The sequence below is a fragment of the Halanaerobium saccharolyticum genome, from assembly GCF_004362045.1.
In the GTDB taxonomy this organism is placed as follows: domain Bacteria; phylum Bacillota; class Halanaerobiia; order Halanaerobiales; family Halanaerobiaceae; genus Halanaerobium; species Halanaerobium saccharolyticum_C.
Window position 1 is genome coordinate 266,907 of sequence record NZ_SNWX01000001.1, and the last position, 18,043, is coordinate 284,949.

Annotated in this window: 15 protein-coding genes and 1 pseudogene; 14 read left to right on the forward strand and 2 right to left on the reverse strand. The window is 36.6% G+C overall.

Features of this window, described 5'->3' with window-relative positions; translation table 11 throughout:
- The first annotated feature begins 32 nt into the window (after positions 1–32).
- Positions 33–1,457 (forward strand): annotated as a pseudogene (locus DFR79_RS01220) (sensor domain-containing diguanylate cyclase/phosphohydrolase).
- Positions 1,458–1,506: 49 nt separating this feature from the next.
- Positions 1,507–3,438, forward strand: a complete 1,932-nt coding sequence (locus DFR79_RS01225) for a diguanylate cyclase (protein ID WP_166637930.1) — start codon at positions 1,507–1,509, stop codon at positions 3,436–3,438.
- 34 nt (positions 3,439–3,472) lie between these two features.
- On the opposite strand, the gene DFR79_RS01230 is transcribed toward DFR79_RS01225, so the two are convergent.
- On the reverse strand, positions 3,473–3,940 hold the full coding sequence (locus DFR79_RS01230) for a YbhB/YbcL family Raf kinase inhibitor-like protein (RefSeq protein ID WP_133513674.1): 468 nt from the start codon (positions 3,938–3,940) through the stop codon (positions 3,473–3,475).
- 281 nt (positions 3,941–4,221) lie between these two features.
- Here DFR79_RS01230 and DFR79_RS01235 point away from each other — a divergent pair, with 281 nt between their 5' ends.
- The 12 genes from DFR79_RS01235 (at position 4,222) to DFR79_RS01290 (ending at position 16,960) form a co-directional block, all read left to right on the forward strand.
- Positions 4,222–4,962 carry a basic amino acid ABC transporter substrate-binding protein gene (locus DFR79_RS01235; RefSeq protein ID WP_133513675.1) on the forward strand — a complete coding sequence of 247 codons (741 nt, stop codon included), beginning with the start codon at positions 4,222–4,224 and terminating at the stop codon, positions 4,960–4,962.
- A gap of 306 nt (positions 4,963–5,268) precedes the next feature.
- Positions 5,269–5,955 carry an amino acid ABC transporter permease gene (locus DFR79_RS01240; RefSeq protein WP_133513676.1) on the forward strand — a complete coding sequence of 229 codons (687 nt, stop codon included), beginning with the start codon at positions 5,269–5,271 and terminating at the stop codon, positions 5,953–5,955.
- Positions 5,945–6,703, forward strand: coding sequence for an amino acid ABC transporter ATP-binding protein (locus DFR79_RS01245; protein WP_133513677.1), 759 nt, complete (start codon positions 5,945–5,947; stop codon positions 6,701–6,703). The genes DFR79_RS01240 and DFR79_RS01245 overlap by 11 nt, the downstream gene beginning before the upstream one ends.
- Entirely contained in the window at positions 6,703–7,347 is a 645-nt protein-coding gene (locus DFR79_RS01250) for an amino acid ABC transporter permease (protein WP_133513678.1), read from the forward strand. Before DFR79_RS01245 ends, DFR79_RS01250 begins: the two co-directional genes overlap by 1 nt.
- A 264-nt stretch (positions 7,348–7,611) precedes the next feature.
- On the forward strand, positions 7,612–8,427 hold the full coding sequence (locus tag DFR79_RS01255) for an MBL fold metallo-hydrolase (RefSeq protein WP_133513679.1): 816 nt from the start codon (positions 7,612–7,614) through the stop codon (positions 8,425–8,427).
- Positions 8,424–9,947 carry an HD domain-containing phosphohydrolase gene (locus tag DFR79_RS01260; RefSeq protein WP_133513680.1) on the forward strand — a complete coding sequence of 508 codons (1,524 nt, stop codon included), beginning with the start codon at positions 8,424–8,426 and terminating at the stop codon, positions 9,945–9,947. The genes DFR79_RS01255 and DFR79_RS01260 overlap by 4 nt, the downstream gene beginning before the upstream one ends.
- 55 nt (positions 9,948–10,002) lie before the next feature.
- On the forward strand, positions 10,003–11,943 hold the full coding sequence (locus DFR79_RS01265; protein ID WP_166637931.1) for an adenylate/guanylate cyclase domain-containing protein: 1,941 nt from the start codon (positions 10,003–10,005) through the stop codon (positions 11,941–11,943).
- Positions 11,930–13,378: a FecR family protein gene (locus DFR79_RS01270; protein WP_133513682.1), complete on the forward strand. Its 1,449-nt coding sequence runs from the start codon at positions 11,930–11,932 to the stop codon at positions 13,376–13,378. The genes DFR79_RS01265 and DFR79_RS01270 overlap by 14 nt, the downstream gene beginning before the upstream one ends.
- 297 nt (positions 13,379–13,675) lie before the next feature.
- Positions 13,676–14,215, forward strand: a complete 540-nt coding sequence (locus DFR79_RS01275) for a cob(I)yrinic acid a,c-diamide adenosyltransferase (protein WP_133513683.1) — start codon at positions 13,676–13,678, stop codon at positions 14,213–14,215.
- Positions 14,212–14,643: a YaiI/YqxD family protein gene (locus DFR79_RS01280; RefSeq protein WP_133513684.1), complete on the forward strand. Its 432-nt coding sequence runs from the start codon at positions 14,212–14,214 to the stop codon at positions 14,641–14,643. The genes DFR79_RS01275 and DFR79_RS01280 overlap by 4 nt, the downstream gene beginning before the upstream one ends.
- Before the next feature lie 47 nt (positions 14,644–14,690).
- The gene (locus tag DFR79_RS01285; RefSeq protein WP_133513685.1) at positions 14,691–15,959 is read left to right on the forward strand and encodes an MFS transporter; all 1,269 of its coding nucleotides are present in this window, start codon (positions 14,691–14,693) and stop codon (positions 15,957–15,959) included.
- Positions 15,960–16,054: 95 nt separating this feature from the next.
- Positions 16,055–16,960, forward strand: a complete 906-nt coding sequence (locus DFR79_RS01290; protein ID WP_133513686.1) for a zinc dependent phospholipase C family protein — start codon at positions 16,055–16,057, stop codon at positions 16,958–16,960.
- Between the two features lie 25 nt (positions 16,961–16,985).
- Here DFR79_RS01290 and DFR79_RS01295 read toward each other — a convergent pair whose 3' ends face one another.
- Entirely contained in the window at positions 16,986–17,903 is a 918-nt protein-coding gene (locus DFR79_RS01295) for a sulfurtransferase (protein WP_133513687.1), read from the reverse strand.
- Between the last annotated feature and the right edge of the window lie 140 nt (positions 17,904–18,043).

Sequence of the window (18,043 nt, forward strand, 5' to 3'; positions counted from 1 at the left end):
ATAGACTTCTATAAAGACAAGGAGGAAAGATTTTGGCTGAGCAGCAATTAATAATCGATCGTTTTTATAAAACAATAATTGACAGTGTTTATGATATGATATTTCTGCATGATTTAGAAGGCAATATTTTGGATGTTAATCAGAAAGCATTTAGAAGTATGTCCTATTCCAAAGAGGAATTATGTCAGATGAGAGTTTTTGATCTTCATCCTCAAGATTCTAATAAAGATGTTTACGACCGCAAAAAGGTAAAAAAGCAGTGGCAGGATTGTCCGGTAGGTGATTCTGTTCAATTTGAACTTGAACATGTTGATAAAAATGGTGGTAGAATTCCAGTTGAAATTAGTGCTGGCAAAGTAAAAGAAAATGGAAGGGAATATTTTTTAGCTTTTGTTAGAGATATTTCGATTCGTAAAGAAAAAGAAGAAAAGATTAAATATATAAGTTATCATGATCATTTGACCGGTTTATACAACCGCCGCTATTTTGAAAAAGAATTAGCCAGAATTGACAGCTCAATGCTTCCTTTAAGTGTCATTATGGGGGATTTAAATGGTTTGAAAATTGTTAACAACAGCCATGGACATACAACAGGCGATAAAATTCTGGTTAAGGCAGCTGAAATTTTAGAAGCCTCTGTGCCTGAACAGGGAATGGTAGCTCGCTATGGTGGGGATGAATTTATTATGATGCTTCCCAATCTGAATAATCGAGAATCTCATCAGATATTATATCAGATTAAAGAAAGATGCAGCAGAATTAAAGCCGGTAATTTTCCTATTTCAATTGGAATGGGAATAGCTACCATGAATAATTTGCAGGAAAATATTAATGATATAATTAAAATTGCTGATAAAGAAATGAATCATAATAAGCTTTTAGAAACAAATAGTGCTAATAATAAAATGGTAAAAGGCCTGCTTAGTGCTCTCGGTGCTAAAAGTGATGAAACGGTTGATCATACAGAGCGAATGACAGTTTTGGCGCGCAAAATGGGTAAGCAGTTGGGAATACATAACTCAGAATTAAATAGGTTATCTTTACTGGCAACTCTCCATGATATTGGTAAAACCTCAATTCCTGCCAGTACTTTAAATAAGCCGGGAAAACTTAATGATAAAGAATGGGAAATGATTAAAGGACATCCTTCACGCGGCTATAAAATTGCATCTGCTACCAGTGAATTTGCCGTGGTTGCAGAAGAAATACTCTCACATCACGAAAGATGGAATGGTAGTGGTTATCCCAGAGGTTTAAGAGCTAAAGAGATTCCGTAGTTAGCCAGGATAATCTCTATTGTAGATGCCTATGACGTTATGATTTCTGGTCGTCCTTACCAAAAGGGAATTTCTATTCAAGAAGCTCTGACTGAAATCGAAATCTGTGCCGGAAGACAGTTTGATCCTCAACTTGCCAGAGAATTTATAAAAATGATAAGAAATGAATCAACAAAATGAAAAAAATTCTGGAATTAGTAACACAACTCTTAAAACAGGAGGAAATACTTTGAGTAGAAAAAGTTTAACTTTTATTTTCTTAATTTTCATTATTTTTTTAATGTATTCAATTTCCACTTCTGCTCAATCAGAACCTGTGGCACTGGATCTGCGTAATTCCAATCTTTCCGAAAATATAATTAATCTTGATGGAAACTGGGAATTTTACTGGCAGGAACTTTTGCAGCCTGGCGAATTTAACCAGCAGTCCGAAACAGAATTTGTGGAACTTCCGGCTGCCTGGAATGGCTATAATTTAGATGGAGAAAGCCTGTCCGGAAATGGATATGCAACTTATCGAAAAACACTTAACTTAAAAGCAGGTGAGCAGTATGGACTTAAAATTCCAAGAATTTTTACCTCCTATAAACTCTGGCTTAATGGCCAGCAGCTTGCTTCAGCGGGGATGGTAGCAGAAAGCAGAGCTGAATCAGCTCCTCAATATTTACCTCAGACAGTATTTTTTGAAGCAGCTGCAGAAACAGAATTAGTAATTCAGGTTTCTAATTTTAGCCACCGGAGCGGGGGTATTTTAGAATCAATTAAAATTTCTGATAAAGATAATATTCTGGCTCTAAATAATAAGAATCTGGCCTATGATATATTTCTTTTTGGCAGTATACTAATTATGGGAGTTTATCATCTAATTTTATTTTTAAAACGAAGAAACGAATATTCTCTGCTTTATTTTGGACTTTTTTGTGTCCTGGTTAGTTTTAGAACAATTTTAGTGGGGGAAATCTATTTTATTCAGGTTTTATCTGATTTCAGCTGGGAAATTGCCCACAAGCTGCAGACTCTCTCTTTTTATCTGGGGGTTCTGGTAATTACAGGATTTTTTTATGAGGTATTTAATTCATTTTTTAGTGAGAAACTGCTTAAAGTATTTACTTTAGCAATTATTCCTTTTATCCTGGTTGTACTTTTTACACCGGCCAGAATTTTTACTTTAGTAAATCCTGCTTTTCAACTTTTAACATTAATTATTATCTGCTATCTATTATTCATTTTTTATAAGGTATTTAAAACCGATATAATTCAAAAAAAGAATCTGACTTCCCTGTATATAATGATTGGGGCGCTGGCACTTTTTATAACTGTACTTAATGACATTGGTTTTTTGAGTATTTTGCGGGCTGACCAAAAATTATTTAACGATTTATTTGTAGTGGGTAATTTATCTTCTTTAGGATTTTTAATTTTCATTTTTACTGATTCTTTAGCTCTGGCGGTAAAGTATTCTGATACCTTTGTTGAAAATGAAAAGCTGGCAGGTGAGCTGCTTGAGTTAAATAAAAACCTTGAAAATAAAGTTCGGGCAAGAACCAGTGAGCTATTTGAATCTAATGCCAAAATTAGAGAGCAGAAAAAGGATTTAGAAAAAGCAAATAGTAGTTTAGAAAATCTGGCAAATAAAGATGCTTTAACAATGATCTGGAACCGTCGCTATTTTGATCAGCAGTTCACTCTGGAATGGAGGCGAGCTCTGCGGAGTCAAACGTCACTTTCTCTTTTATTTATTGATATTGATGACTTTAAAATATATAATGATCAATTTGGCCATGATGCCGGAGATATCTGTCTGCAGAAAGTTGCAGGAGCCATTACTCAGTCGGTAAAAAGAGCGGGGGAGCTGGCAGCGCGTTTTGGAGGGGAAGAGTTTGTAGTTTTACTGCCGGAAATAGAGAGCAAAAAAGTTAAGGCAGCTGCAGAATTGATAAGGGAAAATATAGGGAAGCTGCAGCTCAGTTCACCTCTGACGGGCAGTGTAACAGCAAGTATTGGGGCAGCCAGTATAGTTCCTGCAGCTGAGATGAAGGAAAACGAGTTAATAATAGCTGCTGATCAGGCTATGTATCTGGCAAAAAAAGCAGGTAAAAATTTGATTGAAGTATATGATAAAAATAAGAAAGAGCAGTATATAAAAACCAGTAGTATATAAAAAACCAGTCCTGAAAAGGACTGGTTAATAACTATCAGCGTGTATATTCACCTTTTAAAACACCCTTCTGCAGGATATGACCTTCCATTGCCTCCAGCAGAGTTTCTTTGTCGGCTCCAGCTTCTAAATCCAGCTTATCCTCCAGCGCATAGACAAAAAATCTGTAGGTGTGGACTCCAGAGGGAGGTGCCGGGCCTCTGTAGCCTAATTCATTGAAATCATTTTTACCCTGTAGTGCTCCTTTAAGTCCTTTGACCTCTTCTTTTCTTTCAATATTCTTTGAGATTTCATTGATCTCTGCCGGGATATTCCAGATCAGCCAGTGGGTAAAGGCTCCCGATGGAGCATCTGGATCATCGACAATCACAGCCAGAGTTTCCGCTTCAGCCGGAATATTTTCAATTATCAGTGGCGGCGATATATCTCTCCCATCAGCTGTATACTCTCCCGGAATAAAACCACCGTCTTCAAAGGCAGATTTAATAACCAGATCTTCTCCCATAGCTTGGCCTCCTTTCGTCTTCTAAAAAGTTATCCGTCACTCGCCATCCTTATATTTGTCCAACTTCAGTCCTTTTGCTTTCAATTATATAATAACAAAAAGTATTCAGAAAATAAAGGTTATTTACTGGGAGAGGATTAAATCAAAAAAATACTTTTGCTTGCTAAAGGATTGTGATATAATAAGTCTTAAGATAAATTTCTACTTATTTTAAAAGTACTAGTTAAAGAAACTGGGTAGAAGCGAGAAGAGAGAGCACAAATTAAAGGAGGAAAATATTTATGAAATTTAAGAAGAGTTTAGTTTTTATTTTTGTTGTGGCGGCTGTCTTAGTTTTAAGTTCAGGTGTAATGGCTCAGACCTATGTAGTAGGTACTAATGCCAGCTTTCCACCATTTGAATATGTAGAAGAGGGTGAAATTGTAGGCTTTGATATTGAACTGATTAAAGAAATTGCTAAACTGCAGGGCTTTGAGGTAGAGGTAAGAGATATTAGTTTTGATTCTCTAATTCCAGGACTTGCTTCAGGTAGCCTTGACATTGTGGCTGCCGGAATGACCATTACCGAAAAAAGAGAAGAAGTTGTGGATTTCTCTGAACCCTATTATTCAGCCAATCAGTCTGTACTGGTTCACGAAGAATCTGATGCCAATTTGACCGTTCTTTTTGGCAATCATGATATTGGAGTTCAGACAGGTACTACTGGAGATACCTGGGTAAGAGAAAATCTGATTCAAACTGACATTCTGACAGGTGAGATCAGAAATTATGATTCCTATGTTTTTGTAATTAGAGATCTTTCTAACCAGAATATCGATGCAGCTGTACTTGATAAGCCGGTTGCTGAAACTTACAGCCAGAACAATCCTGTCCAGGTCGTTGCTGAAATTATCACTGGCGAAGAATACGGAATTGCTGTTGGAGAAGGAAATGAAGAACTGCTGGCAGAAATCAACGCCGGTCTGGAAAAAGTAAAGAACAATGGCACCATGGAAAAACTAATCCAGAAGTATTTTGAATAAGCTTGACCAATAATAGACTAGCATAATAAAAACAGGGCTTTTCCCGTGTTTCTAATTAATGAAGTTAAAAATTAATTGTCTGCGGGAAGAGTCCTTTTAAAATTTGTACTGTCCGGGTTTGATTTATTTAAACTAAGTAGATATAATATTATCTGGGTTATAAGTTAAAAGGGTAATTGTGGACTTCTTTATTTTTTGAACATAATTCAAATGCTTTATCTTTTTTGCTTATCATCTAAGCTAAATTAATTTGGATTGAGCTTAAAAATCAAATTCTGACAATAATTATTTTAGAAAGGACAGATTATGGAGAATTTAGAATTAATTATAGACGCACTCCCCTATCTTTTAGAGGGAACTCTGGTTACAATTCAGCTTACCTTCTGGAGTCTTTTAATCGGGATAGTAGTTGGGCTTCCAGTTGCCTTTGCTCAGGTTTACGGCAATAAAGTGCTGCAGGGAATTGTGGCAGTTTATGAACGCCTGGCCCGCAGTATTCCCCTGCTGGTAATGCTTTTGCTGATTAATTATGGCCTGCCGAGGCTGGGATTAAGAATCCCAATTTTTACCGCAGCTGTAATCGGAATTGGACTCCGCTCTGCAGCCTATCAGTCACAGATTTATAGAGGAGCAATTCAGTCAGTGGGCGGCTCTCAGATGAAAGCAGCTCGTTCTTTAGGAATGGGCAAATTAAAGGCCTTTTTTTATATCATTGCCCCCCAGGCAATTAGAATTGCCATTCCCCCTGTGGCCAATGAATCTGCAATTGTACTTAAAGATACCTCCCTGGCCTTTACCATTGGAGTCGTGGAGCTTTTAAGACAGGGAGAATATTTTATTGCAACATCCAATGAGCCGATGGTAATTTATTTAACCATTGCAGCAATTTATTTTATACTAACTACTATAGTTAACGGCGGTCTATCCCTATTTGAGAAAAAATATCAGATTCCCGGGATAGGTATTGAAGGAGGACATTCAGATGCCTACTAAGCATTTATTAAAAATAGAGGATTTACACCACAGTTTTGGGGAAGAGGAAGTACTTAAAGGAATCTCTTTTTCTCTAGATAAGGGAGAAACCAAGGTTATTGTTGGTCCCAGTGGAACCGGTAAGAGTACAATTTTAAATAATATTATCCGGCTGGTGCCGCCCAAGAAAGGAAAAATTTATTTAGAAGATACCGAAATTACTTCTGCCAAAAAAATAAATGAGATCAGACAGCAGATCGGTTTTGTTTTCCAGGATTTTGGTCTATTTAATCACCTGACCGCAAAGGGAAATATTATGATCGGTCTGACCAAAGTTAAAAAAATGAACAAAAAAGAGGCAGAAGACCTGGCCCTGTTGGAGCTGGACCGGGTTGGACTGAAAGAATATGCGGATTCCTATCCTTCACAGCTGTCGGGGGGCCAGAAACAGCGGGTTGGAATTGCCAGAGCGCTGGCCATGCAGCCCAAATTAATTTTGTTTGATGAGCCTACCTCTTCGCTGGATCCGGAACTTACCGGAGAGGTGCTTAAGGTTATGCGCAACCTGGCTGAAGAAGGAATGACTATGCTGGTTGTGACTCATGAGATGGGATTTGCCCGCAGTGTTGCTGATGAGTTGATTTTTATGGAAGCTGGTAAGATTGTTGAACAGGGAAATCCGGAAAAACTATTTACTGATCCCGATCATCAGAGAACCAGGGAATTTCTCTTTCAGCTGACTGATTTATATGGTGAGGGTGAGAACTAATGCTGGAGATTTTTATGGAATATTACCCCTTATTTTTAAGCGGACTGGGGGTCACAGTTTTTGTAACCCTTATTTCCTGTTCCCTGGGAACAGTTCTGGGGACTTTTTTAGCCCTCGGTAAGATTTACGGCAATAAACTTGTTTCGGCTGTAGTTAGAACCATTATTTCCATTATTAGAGGTACACCTCTCTTAGTTCAGCTTTTTATCATTTATTATGGTCTGCCCTCCTGGGGCATCAATATGGACCCAATTACAGCGGCCATTATCAGCTTTATTATTAACAGTGGAGTCTATCAGGCTGAATACCTCAGGGGCTCAATTCAGTCGATCAGCGGCAGCCAGCTCAAAGCAGCCCAGTCAATCGGGATGACCAAATGGCAGGGAATCAGGCATATTGTTTTACCCCAGGCTTTTCGCCGGGTAATTCCCTCCTGGACCAACGAATTTATTTATATGATTAAATACTCCTCTCTGGCCTATGTAATTGGAGCCCGGGAATTGATGACCGAAGGAAAATTAATTGCCAGCCGCAACTATCAATTTTTTGATGTTTATCTGGTAGTGGCTCTGATCTACTTAATTGTAATCATCTTTTTTGTTGCTATTTTTAATCGAATCGAGAAAAAGGTTACAATTCCTTAAAACGTGCATGCAGGTACCGTTTACTTGTCGATATTTGTCGAATCAAAGACCCACTAATTATTTATTTAATTAGTGGGTCTTTTTTGCTTTATAAAACTCCCAAAAAGTGATAAACTATAATTACACATTATTTGTAAAATCATTCCTACATCGGAGAAAACTTTTAATTAAAAGTATAGAGCAAAGGATTTTATTAGTTTTTGTTGAAATAAGTAATATAATACGATATATTTTAGCAAAACTAATTAAAAGGGGGACAGGGGCATGAGTAAAGATTTTGCAGTTAAATTTTGGGGTGTTAGAGGCTCCTGCCCAACTCCTGGAAAACAGACAATAAAATTTGGAGGAAATACTCCCTGTATTGAGATCACAATTGGAGATAAAACTTTAATTATGGATGCCGGGACCGGAATTAGAGAATTGGGACTTAATTTACAGCAGAAAAATAAAGAGTTAAATATAGATATATTTATTACTCACACTCACTGGGATCATATTCAGGGATTCCCTTTTTTCAGCCCCTTATATGTATCCAGTAATACATTCACAATATATGGGTATAAGGGTATTGATAAAATACTGGCAGGTCAATTTCAAAAAAGTTTTTTTCCTGTTCAATTTGAGGATCTAAAATCTAAGATTGAGTTTAAAATCCTGGCAAATAATAATTCAATTATGCTTAATGATGAGATAAGGGTCACCACTATGCTTACAAATCATGATGGTAAAAATTTGGCCTATAAATTGGAAAGTGATCATAAAACCTTTTGTTATTTAGGTGACCTTGAACATTCCGTAAAATCAGATTCGGCACTTATAAACTTTGTCAAAGATGCAGACTTAATTATCTATGATGCTAAATATACTGAGGAAGAATATTTAAATTCTAAATCCGGGCGGGGACATTCTACCTGGCAGGAAGGTGTAAAACTTGCTCAAGCAGCTGGGGCCGATAAATTAATGATCTTCCATCATTCTCCCCTTAGAAGTGATAAAGAGTTAGAAAAAATAGAAAAACTTGCTCAGGCAGCCTATAGTAAGGCAGCAGTTGCTAGAGAAGGGATGGTAATAAATTTATGAATTACGCTAAACAAACAATAATAAATAATATAGATCAATTATTGGATATTGGAATTGCTCTTTCTTCAGGTAATAAAACTGAAAAAGTGCTGGAGCTTATCTTAAAGCAGGCCAGAGTCATTACAAATGCTGATGCCGGCAGTATCTATTTTTATGAAAACGGTAAACTTAACTTCAAAATAATGCAAAATGATACTATTAATTTAGAAGAAAAATATTTTGAGACTAAAAATTCACTGCCTGCTGTCTCAGTAACCCGCGAAAATGTAGTGGGCTATGCAGTAATTGCTGATAAATTAATTAATATTGAAGATGTATATAATGATGATAAATTTGATTTTTCGGGTCCTAAAAAGTATGACAGACTGACCGGCTATAAGACTACTTCAATGCTGGTTATTCCCTTAAAAAATATTGATGAGGAAGTAATTGGAGTCCTGCAGTTAATAAATGCTAAAGATGAGCAGGGGAATACGATTCCCTTTGCGGAAGAATATGAAAAAGTTTTTTCTGCACTTGCTTCTCAGGCTGCAATTACAATTTCAAATTTTAACTATTTAACTCAAATCGAAAACTTATTAGATTCATTTGTCAAAAGTATCGCAACTGCCATTGATGCCAGAACAAAATACAATACCAATCATACCAAAAAACTGGTTAAGCTGGTAAATAAAATAATTGAGCTAATTAACAACAGAAATAATGGGGCTTTTTTAAATGATTATTTTAATGAGGAAAGAAAAGAGCAGCTGATTATGGCTGCCTGGCTGCATGATGTGGGCAAGGTTGTTACACCACTAACTTTGTTAAATAAGGCTTCCAGACTGGGAGATAGATTGGAACTTGTTCTGCAGCGGCTGGATTATATCAGGGCTGAAACAGATAAATTATACTGGCAGAAAAAATTTGAGGAAGACAGCACTGAAAGTCTTGAAAATTGGTATAATCAAAAAGTTGAGTTAATTAAGAAGGCACGGAGGCTGATTATTAAATTAAACAGCGGGGAGGCTCCCCTGACTGCTCAGGAAGAGGAAAATTTAAAAAGATATTCCCAAATGAGCTATATTGATGGTGACGGTAAGCAGCAGAAGTGGCTGACAGAATATGAAGTGGATTGTCTAATGATTAAAAGAGGAACTCTAACTGCAGCTGAAAGAAGCCAGATTGAAGAACATGTAAAAGTTGGGAAAAATATTTTGCAGGCAATTCCTTTTCTGGACAGGCTGAAAAAAGTACCGGATTTTGTTTATATGCACCATGAATTATTGGATGGTTCCGGGTATCCTGAGGGTCTAAGTGGTAATCAGTTACCACTGGAAGTTAGAATCTTAACTTTAGTTGATATCTTTGAGGCGCTTACTGCATCTGATCGGCCTTACCGAAACGCGCTTTCTATTGAAAAGGCTTTAAATATTCTAGGCGAAATGGTTAAGGAAGAGAAGCTCGATGCAAGAGTTTTTAATTTATTTAAAAATAACAGAGTATGGGAATGTTTAGAAAATAATGAGCAAAATGTTTAAGAATTTTAAATCCAGGCCGAAATTATACCTACTTATTGCACTATTGCTGGTTTTTTTGTATTTATTTTTAGTTTTGATTAATTTTGAATTATTAGAAACTTTAGAATTGGTAACCTTTAATTTGAGAATGAATATTAGAGGTCCCATTGAGCATTCAGGAGATGTAAAGATTATTGCTGTAGATGATAAAAGTCTATCTGATTTATATTATAATCAGAATAATCCCTGGCCCTGGACCAGAGATGTTTATGCTAATATTATCAATAAGTTATCCCGGCTGGATGTTAAAAGTGTAATTATGGATATTTCTTTTGGGACACTTGATTTTAATAATAAAGCTAAGGATTTAGAATTTGCAGAAAGCCTGATAGATAGTCAGTTTGTCACTCTTGGCACAACTCTAATTAATTCTAAAAGGGAATTTGAACGGTTAAATACTGAATATAAAGAAGAGCTGCGTTCGGAAAAGGGTTATCATCAATTTAGTTATAAAATAAAAAATCCTGACAAATATTTTTTTCCTGAATTTTTCTCCACTTATAAACTGGTACCACCTGCAGATTTGTTTAAAAATACTGCCAGATCATATGGAAGTTTTGAAATCGGTTTACCCAGTCCGGATGGGATTTATCATCACATTCCCTTAGTAATCAAGGAAGAATTTGAGTTTGATTCTAAAAAATCATCTTTCTTTTTACTGCCCAATATAGACATACTTGGCCTGGGAACCTATTATGGAATTGATCAGGGAGCTTATACTTTTGATGTTGCTAACAACGAGATAATTTTAGGGAATAAAAAGAAAATAGCGGTTGATAAAAACGGTTATTTAACCCTCAATTATTATGGCAAAAGGTCATTTGAAGAAATATCTGTAGTCGATTTTCTGAAGATGGACAGCGAAAAGCTGCAAAATAACTTTAAAAACAAATTGGTTTTAATTGGGTATACGGCTAATGCAAAGGGCATTTTTGATGCCCGGCCCACACCTTTTAATAAAAATGAATCAGGTATTCAATTACATGCCACAGCTTTACAGAATATTATTGATAATAATTATTTTAGCAGAGTTTCAGTCTGGGCTAATTCAATCCTGTTGTTTGTTCTGATTATTTTAGCTTTTCTTATCGCTGATATTGATAATTTAAATTACAGTCTTTTGTTAAATTTCTTGTTAATCATTATCTTTAATGTCTTTAATTACTGGCTCTTTGTAAATAATATCTGGCTGGATTTGTTCTATTTTAATCTGACATTATTCGGGATTATGTTTGTCACTACTTTAATCAAAGTTTATAGAGAGAAACAGAATAAGCTGAGAATCAAAAATTATTTTTCGCGATATGTTTCGGCTGAAGTTGTGGATCAAATTATAGATAATCCAGTCTTCATTAAACCGGGAGGTAAAAGAAAAACTGTGACGGTTTTATTCTGTGATATAATAGATTTTACAGATAAAGCGGCAAAAATTGAGCCGGAGAAATTAGTACTTTTATTAAATGAATATTTTGAAGCAATGACTGATATTATTAAAAACCAGTATGGAGGAACCCTGGATAAATATGTCGGAGATTCGATTGTAGCTATGTTTGGGGCTCCATTTGCCAGAGAGGATGATCCGATAAGAGCTATTGAAACAGCTTTAAAAATGAAAGAAAAAGAAAAAGAGCTCTGCGAAAAATGGCTTGCCAGAGGAGAAAACACAGTGTTTGAAATGGGAATTGGGATCAGCACGGGAGAAGTTGTTGTTGGTAATATTGGCTCAGAGGAGAGGGTTAATTATACCTGTATTGGCGACTCAGTCAATGTAGCTGCCCGGCTGGAGGAAGCTACGAGAAGGACCGGGACAGATATCTTAATTAGTGATTCTACTTATCAAGCAGTGAAAGATGTTTTTAGCTGCAAAAAGATCACTAATTTAAAGGTTAAAGGAAAAGATGAACTGTTGACAGTTTACAGTGTTATTAAAAGGGGGCGGACAAATGATGAGGAATAAGAAAAAGATTTTGGTGATAGTTTTTATTCTGGTATTTATTTTTTCTGGGGTTAGTATGGCATTTAATTTAAAGATTAAGCTCGAAGATAATCTGCTGCTGTCTGAGTCAGAAAAAAAGGTTTCTCTACGTCTTGAAGATGAGGCTGGAGAGCTAGTAAAAGATAATAGAAGGTTGATGCTAAAAGTTACCAGAGGTGGAGTATTAGAAAATGAATATTTAAATGAAGGAATTAAACTTGTAGATGGTAAAGCAGAATTTACTTATCTGGCGCCAAAAAGTTTGGGACGATCAGAAATTGTAATAATCGATACTCAGACCAATAAAAGCATTAAAAAGTCTTTAATTATCGTCAATAGAAAGCAGTTACAGCGTCATTCGGAATCTGGTTATGCAGCTATTACAGATTTTGAAGGGGAAGTACTTGTAAAATCAGGTGAGAATGATAGCTGGGATTCAGCTGTAGTGGGACAAAAATTGCATAAAAATGATTTTATTAAAACACAGGTTAATTCCTGGAGTACTTTAAGTTTATTTGATGGCTCCGAAATTACTATTGAGCCTGCAACTGAATTTAAAATTGTTAATCTGACAGGTGATGTCAATAAGGAAAAGCTTGATCAGGGAATTTTTAAATTAATTATGGGTACAGTTATAAATAAAGTTAACGAATTAACCGGTAGAGGTTCCCGTTATGAAATTGAAACTGATTCTGCTACAGCGGGGGTTCGCGGAACTTATTTTGAAGTTAGTTATCAGGAAGGTAAAAATTTAGTCAGAGTATATGAAGGTTCTGTCAGAACAGAAGCTAAATCAACTGACAGAGTTTATGTTATCAATGAACAGGAAGAGATTACAATAGATCAGAATGCAGCGGCCACTGTTTCGGAAGCTGGCATTCAAAATCAAATCAAAAAACATAATACAACTCAGGCAGAAAAGATTAAAGAAATAGAAGCGAAAAAAGAAGAAATCAGAGAAAAAGTTTTAGAGAACAAAGCCAGGGCTGAGAGCAACAAGCTGAATAATAAAGGTGGTAAAAATAATAGTGATTTCAATAATGGCAATAAAGAGGATAATAAGGGGCGGGGAAACAACAGTAGTAACTCCGATAATGGCAAGAGTATAAATAATAAGGAAAAAGGAAATAATAATAGTAGTTCCAACAATGATAATAGAGAAAATAACAATGATCGAGGAAACAGCAGCAATTCCAACAATGGAAAAGATGGAAATAGCAGCAGTAACTCTAATAATGGTGACGGTGGAAATGAGAATATCCCGAGTAATGGCAAAAGTGGAACTGATAATTTCAATTCCAGCAATAATAACAAAGGAAATAATCAGGGTAGTCCAAACAAAGGCGGACGAGCCCAGATAAATGAAAAGAGAATTAATGATTTATTAAAAAGCGAATATTTCTTTTTGTATTCTTAAATTCTAAATGCTATAATTAATTAAAGGAAATATATGTAATCTAAATCTACCAGTAATTCTAGTTCATGGAAACTATTACGAGCAGGGTGGTGAGAATTTTTAGTCTGGAGGCTAGATATATTCATCACAGTCATCGAATAGTTATAGACAACAATGAAGCGGTAGAAAAAGATGCAAGTTAAATAGATTTGTTAGAGGCAGTTTCTGGTCAGGGGCTGCCTTTTTCTGATAGATTTTAAGACAAATCACGACAGGATTCGACAGGTAAACGGTAGGTGCACGTAAAGGAGTGATTAGATGAAAATTTATACTAAAAGCGGAGATAAGGGAACAACCAGCCTGTTTGATAATTCAAGAGTAGCAAAAGATTCTCTGCGGGTTGAAAGTTACGGGACAATTGATGAACTCAACTCTTCTCTGGGATTTGCCAAAAACTTTGTTGAGGAGCAGGAAGTTTATGATATTCTGCGCTCTGTGCAGCGCAAGCTTTTTAATCTGGCAGGTGAGCTGGCAGCTCCTGACTGGGAAAGCTTTCCCGAAAAAATTACTGACGAAGATATAGAGTTTTTAGAAGAAAAAATAGATCATTATTTATCGCAGATGAATAAAAAAGAAAAATCAATGTTTATTATCCCCGGCAGCTCAAAGGCAAGTGGTGCTCTGCATCAGGCAAGAACTATCTGCAGAAGGGCAGAGCGCAGAATAACCACTCTGGCAGCAGAGGCAGATATCAGCCCGGATTTACAAAAATATATAAATCGCCTTTCGGATTTGATATATACGCTGGCCCGCTATTCTGAATCGGAACTTGATTATGTGGAGTTTAAAAAACAGTGAGAATTTTAGTTGATGGAGATGGCTGTCCTGTTATTTCTATTATTACCGAAACTGCTGCCGAGTACGATTTGAATTTGATAGTTTATACTGATTTAAATCACCAGCACCAGCTCGATTATGGGACTTTAAAAGTAGTTGATCAGGGATTTCAGTCTGTGGATATGGTACTCTGCAATAATATTGAGCCGGGAGATATTGTTATTACTTCTGACTATGGCCTGGCTGCTCTCTCATTAAGTAGGCAGGCCAGGGTGCTGGGGTTTTCTGGTCGGGAATTTACCAATCAAAATATAGAAAGGCTGCTGGCTAAAAGACACCGCCAGTTTAAAGAGAGAAAACGTACCGGCCGCCACACAAGCCATAAAAAACGAACAGAGGCCGATGATCAGCGGTTTAAAAAAGAACTGCTTAAATTAATAAATGACTAGAGGTTAGCTTTGAGATATTAAATAAAATAAACAAAGAAGGTGAACCAATGGATAAACACAAAAAAACAGTTTACGCCTGGGCTATGTATGACTGGGCCAATTCCGCTTTTGCTACTGTAATTCTGGCTGCAGTGCTCCCTATATTTTATACTGATGTTGCAGGAGTCAACCTCCCTGGTAATCTGGCTACTTCCTACTGGGGCTATACTCAGACTATTGCCATGATTATTATTGCAGTTATTTCTCCAATTTTAGGAGCAGCTGCGGATTATTCAGACGCAAAGAAATCTTTTCTTAAATTTTTTGTGATGCTTGGAATTACAGGCACAGCACTTTTATTTTTTGTGAATGAGGGAAATTATCTTCTGGCCTCTTTCTTTTTCATCATTGCCAACATTGGTTTTTCCGGAGGCAATGTATTTTACGATGGTTTTTTAACAGATATCAGTGATTCTGAGACCATAGATTATATATCCAGCCTGGGCTATGCCTCTGGTTATCTGGGTGGTGGTCTGCTTTTAGCGGTTAATCTCTTAATGATTTCCCGTCCTGGCTTATTTGGAATCAGCTCAGTTACTGCTGCTACTCAGATTTCCTTTGTTACAGTTGCTGTCTGGTGGCTGGTATTTTCCTTACCGGCTTTTAAATATCTGCCCGAGCCGGAGAAAAGGGTTGATAAAGTCCCTTTAAAAAAATATGCTAAAATGGCTTTTGGACGGCTTAAATCTACTTTTATTCATATTCGAAAATACAGAGAGTTATGGAAGTTTCTGCTGGCTTTCTGGCTTTACAATGATGGTATTGGAACTATTATTAGAATGGCCACAATTTATGGTCGAGAGGTGGGGATCGGTCAGACAGATTTAATTGGAGCCCTGCTGCTGACTCAATTTGTAGGGATTCCTTTTGCTCTGATTTTTGCTAAAATAGCAGGTAAAATAACTGCTAAAAAGGGAATTTATATTGCGTTGATTATCTATACAGGAATCACTTTTTTTGGCTATTTTCTAGATTCTGCGCTTGATTTCTGGATCTTAGCTGGAATTGTGGGGATGGTTCAGGGAGGAGCTCAGGCCTTAAGCCGTTCTTTATATGGGGCAATGGTACCGGAGTCAAAATCAGCAGAGTTTTTCGGTTTTTTTGGAGTTTCCAGTAAATTTGCAGCAATTATTGGACCTACAGTTTTCGCCTATACAGGTCAGCTGACCGGATCCAGCCGCTATGGAATACTTGCGGTTGCCTCCTTTTTTATTCTGGGAATCTTCTTTTTGAGCAGAGTTGATGTAGAAAAAGGTAAATTGGAAGCTAAAAGTTAATTTATTTTTAAATAATGGCTGAATATTGTTTACTTTAATTGCACTGCAGTTAATTTTACTGCAGTAAAAAATGAGATTTAGCAGGAGGTAAAAAAATGCCTGATTTTTGGACTCATCTGATTGCCGGAGAAGAAATAGCAGCGGGAATTGATAATAAAGATATCAAATCACTGCTGGATCAGAATTATCAGCTTTTTAATTATGGATGTCAGGGGGCAGATTTTTTCTTTTATAATGATTTTCTACCCTGGCAGAGAGCAAAAATAGGTCCTAAAAAAGGAGAGATGGTGCATTCACTCAGCGGCAAGAAATTATTTTCCGAACTTTTAACAGCATATAAAAGAAGAGGTGTTTACAGCCAGGCTCAGCTGCCTGATTCTAAACTCTGGCAGGATAATTTGATTTATCTGCTGGGATTTATCTCCCATTATGCTCTTGACCGGGAATGTCATCCGTTTATTATCGAAAATGGAGGCCGGGATGAAAAACATAAATTAATTGAGGCCAGCATTGATGTTTATATGATGAGTCAGAAGTGGAATCAAAGTCCGGTAGAAGTTAATCCACTGCCCTATTATCAGCTGCAGGAAGAGCATTTTATGTCTCTTAATTATTATTATCAGCTAATCTTTAACAGTATATTTGAAGAAGAACTGGAAAAACAGTTGGTCTGGGAATCTTATCTTGATTTCAGAAAATATCATAAAACATTTTTTGCTAAAGGTACAAAAAAATATTATTTATTTAAATTTTTGAATTTGATTCTTCCTCAAAACCTGAGCCAGCACTGTTATGCCCTGAACGAAAAAGAGGATATCTGGCCGGCAGAAAATTATCAGGAATTCGAAAAATATTATCTAAGTGGAATAAAGTCTGCCCAGAAACTAATCGAGCAGACCTTAAATTATTTTCAGTCAGCAGTATCACTAACTGAACTTTTAGCATTATTTAGTACAAAGAATTTTCTGGGAGAGGATAAATCCGACTGGAGCAGGGAATAATCAGGTTTTTCTTTTAACTAAATATTTAATTCATCTCCACCGGTAAATCACTGCGGTTACTCCAGCCGACCCAGGCTTCATCATATAATTTTATGTTGTTATAATCCAGCAGGCGGAGTGTAAAGAAGGTATGGGCAGCACGGACCCCATTATGTGAAAGTATTGCAATAACTTCCTTGTCTCTGGTTACTCCTGCTTCCTGAAAAATTCTGGAGATTTCTGCAGCCGATTTATAATTTCCCTCTTCATCTAAAACTGCTGACCATTCAAGGTGAATTGAGCCCGGTATTCTTCCTTTACGGGGAGCGGCAGAATTTGTCTCTTCTCCAGTATATTCTGCCTCAGTTCTTGTGTCTAAAACAAGAAAATCATCATTATCCAGATTTTCGGCAATAGTATCAGAATTTATCAGCCATTCATTTTTGACATCACTGACTTCAAAATTACCTTCTCCGGGATTGTAGGGTAGCATTTCGGTTTCGTAGTCTTCTCTGTTCCAGGCCTGATATCCACCCCTGAGGATCCGCACATCCTGATGAGCATAAACTTTAAAGATAAACCAGAGTCTGGCCGGCCAGGGGCTGGCCTGCTCACCATAAATAATAATTTCCGAATCATTATTAATTCCTTTTTCCCGGGCCAGCTCACTAAAGGCAGAGGCTTTTGGAATCAATTCAGGTACCCAGCCCTGGACTGCACTGAGATCATCACCCCACATATGTGCTGCATCCGGCAGATGTCCTAATAGATAGCGGGCACTGCTGCGGACGTCGATTATTTTTAGGTTTTCACTTCCGGCTTCCAATTTTTCATTTAATTCTGAAGCTGAAATTAAAAGTTCTGCTGCAGTAAAGTCTTCTTCAGCCGCAGCGGACAGGGAAATGAGCAAAAGAATAGAGATTAAAATTATTAAAAATGAGTTGAATTTATAATAAATGTTCATAGGACTGCCTCCTTGAGATTTTTAGCTTTAGTCTTTAATAACTATTATATACCCTGAACGAAAATTTTTCATTATTATTAGAGAAATTATTCGGAAAATTGCTGAAAGGCAGGATTTTATTGAGTTTTGTTGAAATTAAA